Origin of the sequence: Geminicoccus flavidas, from assembly GCF_009806515.1 — a bacterium.
In the GTDB taxonomy this organism is placed as follows: domain Bacteria; phylum Pseudomonadota; class Alphaproteobacteria; order Geminicoccales; family Geminicoccaceae; genus Geminicoccus; species Geminicoccus flavidus.
Map to the genome: position 1 here is coordinate 1 of NZ_WUJP01000873.1, position 6263 is coordinate 6263.

Sequence of the window (6263 nt, forward strand, 5' to 3'; positions counted from 1 at the left end):
GGCTCGCATTCGGTCCGTGCATCCCGGGCAATGGACGGATGAAGATTTCGTCCACTGCTCGCCGCTCGCGAGGCTGCTGCTGATCGCTCTCCGCAATGAAGCCGACGACTTTGGCGTCTTCGAGTGGAAGCCTCGGCAGATCAAGATGCGGCTCTTGCCTGCCGATGTTTGTGATGTCGGCGACCTCTTAAGTGAGGCCGAGGAGGCCAATCAAGTCCGCCGGTATGAGGCGAACGGGCGGAGCTATGGCGCCATCCGTAACTTCTGCCGATTTCAGCGCCCAGAGAAGGCCAGTCGTCTGTATCCCCGCTTGGATTGGGTTCCCGCGTACTGTGGCGAGCGGGACGCGGGTGAAAAGTCCGTTGGCGGGCATGGCCGGAAGTTGAGCCAATCGGCAACCGGTCGACGAGCGGTCAGCGACCAGTCGGCGCCGGAACCGGAGCCGGAACTGGAACCGGAACCGGAAGAGAAGAAGCTTGAGGACTACGACATCCTGAACACCGCTGACGCGGTCACGTCAGCGGCTCCGCCGCCGGATTCCCAGTCGCCTCATTATGCATGGGAGGGAAGGGTCATTCGGTTGATGGTGAAGGATCTCGACCGTTGGCGGCGCTCTTTCCCCAATCTCAACCTCGATGCCGAGCTTGCAGCCCTCGATGCCTGGCTCGCCTCCGAGGACGTGGACGATCAGCAGCGACGGAAGTGGTTCCACATCGTCGCCGCCTTGCTCGCCCGGAAGAACGCGAAACCACCCGACAACCGCTCACCGCCACTCAGCGCCCGCCGCCCAGGCAGCCGCTTAGACCTGCAGACGATCCAGGACCTCCACGAGAGATTTGGCGATGACCGCTACCGCAGCCCAGCAGATCCTCCAGGCGCTCGTGCGTTGCCGGAAGGAGACTCGGACGCGCTCAACTGACACCGAGGCCTTGGACCTCTCGGTCATGGTCGAGCGTCTGGTCCGTTACGACCTCACCAAGGTCCTGAAGGCCCTCGACGAGTGGCCGACGCGGTCGGAGTGGTGGCCCACCACCCGTGAGCTGATCCTGCTTATGGACGAGCTATTCACCCCGCCGTCGCCGCCCGCGCTCGGGTCGCCGGAGTACCGTAAAGACAGCGCAGCTAGGATCGACGAGCAGCGGCTCCTGCGTAGCCCTATCGGTCAGCTCGCTCTCCAGAACGAGGTCGCCCAGAGCTTGATCGAGTGGGTGCGTGAGAACCCGAACACCACGCCGGGCCGCAATGTGGTCGACCGCTTGGCTCGCGCGAAGGTGGAGAATGACCGAGCCGCAGCCCTGCTCGCCGGCACCGCCCTGCCGCAGAACGATGCCGAGCAGAAGATCCGCTCGACACCAAAGATGCTGGCCGCAAGCCTGGTGTCCTTCCGCCAGGCGATGATCGACCGTGAGGCCGAGCTTCGGCGGCGGTACCTTCAGCGCGCTGCGGTCTTGGCGGTCGCCTAGGAATGCCGACGATGCTGCTGCACCATCAGGCCATAGAAATCTTGCCGGGCCTAAAAGTCTGTCCCTGCCCGAGCTGCTGTGCCGAGTTCTTCCGCGCCTTGGGTCGTTCGGCCGATGCTGGGGCGACGCCCGCTATGCTTGCTCGGGCGGCACGCCTCCAAGCCGTGCTGATCGAGCAAGCAAAGACCACTGCGATCCTGCGTCAAACCGGCAATGGCGTTGCACAGGCACAGTCCGACTGACCTCTGCTGGATTGAAGCTCATGATCAACCAACCTGACAATGCAGAAGAAAAGCAGGCCCGGGGCAGGTTCCGGAAAGGCGAAAGCGGCAATCCGGCAGGTCGCCGGAAGGGCAGCCGGAACCGGGCGACGGTGATCCTCGACCGGCTGGCGGACGGGCAGGCTGAGGCGGTCCTGCAGGCCACGATCCAGGCCGCCCTTGGTGGTGACAGCCGGGCGCAGAAGGCGATCCTCGACCGGGTGTGGCCAGCGCGGCGTGGCAAGCCGATCCGCCTGGACCTGCCGCCGGTCCGTAGCGCTGGCGACGCGGCCGCTGCGCTGGAGCAGGTCATCGGTGAAGTGGCGACCGGGGCGGTGACGCCGGAGGAAGCGCAGGTGGTGGCCGGACTGCTGGAGACCCGCGTCCGCTGGTTCGAGACCATCGAGCTGGAGGCGCGGCTGGAGCGGCTGGAGCGGGAGCAGAAGGAGCGATGACTGCCAGATTGGCACGCGCTTCGGAGCGGCTGGCTAGGCTGGAAGCAGTCAGGCAGCCGGCCCGGCTCAAGCGGGATGTTGAAATTCCGGACGATCTGTCGGCGCTGTCTGATGACGAACTCGATGATCTGATCAAGCGAGTCCTTGGGCCGCCGGATCCGGAGCTTGCTGGCCTGTCCGATGATGAACTGGACGAGATCTGCCTCCGGGAGATTGCGCGGTCCTGGAAGGAGCAGAACTATGATGTCGGCACGCCGTGCCGTGTTGCTGCGCCATCTGGACGCGCTGACGCTGGCGCATTCTGCTGCCGCGAATCCCAGCAGAGTTCCGGCCGCAGCCGTCCCGGCACGCATGCGCATGACAGAGTTGCACGAGCCGACGGGAGTTCCTCAGTCTAACCCATCCCGACGTCGCAGGAATGACTGCGGACGACATACACGCAAATGTCGCAGCTTTGCCTGGCTCAAGGCCAGGAACAGGAGCTTGAGCACGGCCTCATCGGTCGGGAAGTGCACCTGGCACGGACCGCCTGGCGCAGCTTGGCGTTCAGGGCCTCGACGAAGGCGTTCTGGATCGGCTTGGCGGGAGCGATGTAGTGCCACTTGAGGCCGCGCTCCTGCTGCCAGCGCAGGATGGCATGCGAGGTGAGCTCGGTATCGTTATCGCTGACGATCATCAGCGGCTGACGGCGCCTCTCGATGATGCTGTCCAGCTCACGCACGACGCGCCGTCCCGACAGAGACATGTCGGTCACGAGCGCCAGGCACTCACGGGTGAAGTCATCGACGACCACGATGACCCGGAAGCGCCGACCATCTGCCAGAATGTCCGATACAAAGTCGAGCGACCAGCGCTGGTTTGGTTCCTGCGGCAGCGTCATCGGAGCGCGAATGCCGATAGGCCGCTTGCGACCGCCGCGACGCCTCACGGTCAGCTTCTCCTCGCGGTAGAGCCGGACCAGTTTCTTGTGATTCAGGCTGACGCCCTCGCGCGGAAGCAGAATGTGCAGCCGCCGGTCGCCGAATCGCCGGCGCTCCTCGGCCAGAGCCCGCAGCCGAGCTCTCCCGCCGAGGTCGTCCGCACGGGTCGACGCGTAACGGTATGTCTTCGGCTTCATGCCGATCAGCCTGCAGGCGCGACGCTGCAAGTAGCCCTTCTCCTCGATCGCCCAGGTCACGGCCGTTCTCCACGCGCGGGGCGTCAGAAGCTTTTTCCGAGCGCTTCGCGCAGCGTTGACACGTCGAGCATGGCCTCGGCCAAGAGCTTCTTGAGCCGGCGGTTCTCCTCGTCGAGAGCCTTCAGCCGCTTGGCGTTGGAGACCTCCATCCCGCCGTACCGCGAGCACCACGTGTAGCACGTGGCGTCGCTGATCCCGTGCTTGCGGCAGATCTCTAGGACCGGCAGCCCCGCCTGACCCTCCTTCAGAATGCCGATGATCTGATCCTCGCTGAACCGGCTCTTCCTCATCGTCCGTCTCCTGATCGACGGACCCCAGCTTCAGAGCGAGGGCATTTCAGGGGGCAAGGTCACTGGTCGCTAAGCCTACATCGCGCAGTCGATCTCCACGCTTTCTTGGAATGTTAGCTTACTAAGCCCAAAAGATCGTGTAGTGCATCGGCATCAACATTACACCGATGGAGCACGGATCATCAGGATGATGCGAGTCATCAGAATCAATAATTTCATTATTGACATGCAGACTGTGGATTGACTGCCGACCTTAGATGTGGCGTTCATCGCGCTATTGTCGGTGCGCACTCACGGTCCGACTTTGCGGCATTGGTCTGCACCGGCAAAACTCTTGCCAACAAGTGCGGTGGGCAGACACATGCTCCTGACGGTTAGCCAAGCCGCTCTCTTTGCCGGGAGGCATAAGAGTCAGATTAGCCGAGCCATTCGACATAGCAAAGTTCCAGTTGTTGCACGAACTGCGACAGGCCACCCGATCCTCGATTCTGTCGATGTCTCCCAATTGTACGGTGAAAGCAGCATGGCGCGGCTCCTCCGGAGATTACGGGAGGATCATGAGGCAGCGAGAAGAACCGTGAAGGGTGGCACAAAGGTTCTTTCCTTTGAGCAAGAACACGAGACGATCACTGACGGGCAATTGCAGTTGATGGCACTGCTTGGACTGATACGGCCTGACCTCAATCCTGAGACGGCTCGACGAATGGCAGACGTTCTACATTCAAGTCGCAGAGCGGATTGAAGTAGCGTCCGCATGGCGATCGACCGGGTCTGCAAGCTGATCGCCGAGGTTCCAATCAGCGAGAACGTCTAGAGCGCCTACGACCCCGCCAAGGAGCGCATCCGCACTCAGGACTACCACTAGGATGTCGCCTTCGCGTGCGTGCAACAATGACCGCAGCCCCTAGTCTGCCCGACTGCGGCATGGTTGGGGGAGGCTGGTACTCGGACTCAAGTGTTAGACGTGCCATTCCTGCGGGATCCGGCCTAATCGTGATGTCGCGGCCACCCAAACTACATTCTTGCTTGGCGATACTCCCAACAAGAGAGGCAACAGATGGACGTCAACAAGCTTAGGCTGTTCGATGCAGCGAACTATATCGAGACGCCGAGAGATGTTCGCCTCTTTCTTCGAGAGGTCAGGGTAACGAACCAAATGGACGAACTCCGTGAGGCCTTGGTGCTCGTGTCTCGCGCGCGGCGGCGAATGCGACGGCAGGCGCGGCGGGGCCGGTAGTGCGAGGAGGACTTTTCACGTTCTCGGGCGAACGTCCAAGCGCCTCCCAGACAGTATCCACCATACGCCCGACGAACGAGCAGCGCCATCAATCCCAAGTCGGCAAACGGATATGCCCCGGTCTGTCAGCCCGAGGGACAGGGACTGCCCGCCCCACCTAGCCAATACTCAGGTAGGCAGGGTGCTCTTGCGCTGGCCACAAACGCTGATGCTGCAGGCACCAGATGCGGGCCACGGCTTCACGGGGCCGACCTGGCCCTGGTCTGGCAGCGGTCAGGCTCGGCCAGCGGGGTCCTCTTCCTCATCATCCAAGAGGAAGGTGACATCGCTGCCCTGGTGGCACGGCCGCCAGTGTTCGAGCACCAATACCGAGTGGTGCTGGGGCGGGTGCAGCGCTAGAGCGAGGGTCATCCGACTGGTGGCGGAGCGGCTGGATGATCTGAGCGGGCTGCTTGCCAGCCTCGGCTCGAGGAGCCAACGGGGCATCAACCGCTGGACATCGACATCCGATGCCCCCTGCAACGATCTGCCCTGTTCGGCTCTTGCCAGCGCCTCGGGCACCAAGCACGGGCCCAACGAAGGGCAGGCAACCGTTTTATTGAAGCGGCGCCATCCTAGATCTGTCCCCGCCGAAGATCGCTGTCGTTCGTCCACATTCGCGCCTCGAAGTGGGAACGGACGTGGGAGCAGGAATTTTGATTGGCTCTAAGTAATTGAAAAGCCGCAATAAATTTAGTTGCATGGCGGAGGGACAGGGATTCGAACCCTGGGTACCATCGCTGGTACAACGGTTTTCGAGACCGCCCCGATCGACCACTCCGGCATCCCTCCGAGGCGCGTGGTGATGTAGCGTCCGCCGGGCGAGGCCGCAAGGATGGGATGATGGTTCGGGGTGATTTGCCGGCGGGTGGACGCCGGAAGGGGCGGTGGCGGCCGGTGGAGGGGCCGGTGCCGGCCGAGGCGCAGGCGCTGCAGGGGCGGGTGCTCCATCGCGACGAGATGGTGCTGGTGATCGACAAGCCGGCGGGGCTGCCGGTGCATGCCGGGCCGAAGGGCGGGGCGACGCTGGATGCGCTGCTGCCCTGGCTGGCGTTCGGCAAGGGGCGGCCGCCCGGGCTGGCGCACCGGCTGGACCGGGACACGTCGGGTTGCCTGGTGCTGGGGCGGACCAAGCCGGCGCTGGCGCGGCTGGGCGAGCTGTTCGCCAAGGGTGCCGTGACCAAGACCTATCTGGCGCTGGTCGTGGATGCGCCGGGGCTGGAGGATGGGCGGGTCGACCTGCCGCTGGCCAAGCGCAGCGCCGTGCGCGGCTGGTGGATGGAGCCGTCCGAGCAGGGGCAGGCGGCGGTCACCGATGTGCGGGTGCTCGCGCGCGCGGACG

Annotated in this window: 5 protein-coding genes, 1 tRNA gene and 2 pseudogenes; 6 read left to right on the forward strand and 2 right to left on the reverse strand. The window is 63.7% G+C overall.

Annotated features, from left to right (window positions below; genetic code table 11):
• The 5 genes and pseudogenes from EQG76_RS24885 to EQG76_RS24905 all read left to right on the forward strand — a co-directional run.
• A pseudogene (locus EQG76_RS24885) lies at positions 1 to 919 on the forward strand (hypothetical protein); the annotation flags it as partial.
• A gap of 25 nt (positions 920 to 944) precedes the next feature.
• Positions 945 to 1463, forward strand: a complete 519-nt coding sequence (locus tag EQG76_RS24890) for a hypothetical protein (protein ID WP_159717319.1) — start codon at positions 945 to 947, stop codon at positions 1461 to 1463.
• A gap of 11 nt (positions 1464 to 1474) precedes the next feature.
• Positions 1475 to 1705, forward strand: coding sequence for a hypothetical protein (locus EQG76_RS24895; RefSeq protein ID WP_159717321.1), 231 nt, complete (start codon positions 1475 to 1477; stop codon positions 1703 to 1705).
• 20 nt (positions 1706 to 1725) lie between these two features.
• Positions 1726 to 2178, forward strand: coding sequence for a DUF5681 domain-containing protein (locus tag EQG76_RS24900; RefSeq protein ID WP_159717323.1), 453 nt, complete (start codon positions 1726 to 1728; stop codon positions 2176 to 2178).
• Positions 2175 to 2576 (forward strand): hypothetical protein, encoded by a 402-nt coding sequence (locus EQG76_RS24905; protein ID WP_159717325.1) that lies wholly within the window; start codon positions 2175 to 2177, stop codon positions 2574 to 2576. Before EQG76_RS24900 ends, EQG76_RS24905 begins: the two co-directional genes overlap by 4 nt.
• Positions 2577 to 2710: 134 nt before the next feature.
• Here the strand turns inward: EQG76_RS24905 and EQG76_RS24910 are convergent.
• Both EQG76_RS24910 and EQG76_RS24915 read right to left on the reverse strand, forming a co-directional pair.
• Positions 2711 to 3645 (reverse strand): annotated as a pseudogene (locus EQG76_RS24910) (IS3 family transposase); the annotation flags it as partial.
• A gap of 1978 nt (positions 3646 to 5623) precedes the next feature.
• A tRNA-Ser gene (locus EQG76_RS24915) sits at positions 5624 to 5713 on the reverse strand.
• A gap of 117 nt (positions 5714 to 5830) precedes the next feature.
• Between EQG76_RS24915 and EQG76_RS24920 the strand changes: the two genes are divergently transcribed.
• Positions 5831 to 6263 (forward strand): RluA family pseudouridine synthase (locus tag EQG76_RS24920; RefSeq protein WP_235031551.1); only part of this gene is annotated, 433 nt, incomplete at its 3' end.

Bases quoted from the DNA above. Each gene is read 5' to 3' on its own strand.
- EQG76_RS24900 (WP_159717323.1), top strand. From the start codon at position 1,726: ATGATCAACCAACCTGACAATGCAGAAGAAAAGCAGGCCCGGGGCAGG.
- EQG76_RS24890 (WP_159717319.1), top strand. From the start codon at position 945: ATGGTCGAGCGTCTGGTCCGTTACGACCTCACCAAGGTCCTGAAGGCC.
- EQG76_RS24905 (WP_159717325.1), top strand. From the start codon at position 2,175: ATGACTGCCAGATTGGCACGCGCTTCGGAGCGGCTGGCTAGGCTGGAA.
- EQG76_RS24895 (WP_159717321.1), top strand. From the start codon at position 1,475: ATGCTGCTGCACCATCAGGCCATAGAAATCTTGCCGGGCCTAAAAGTC.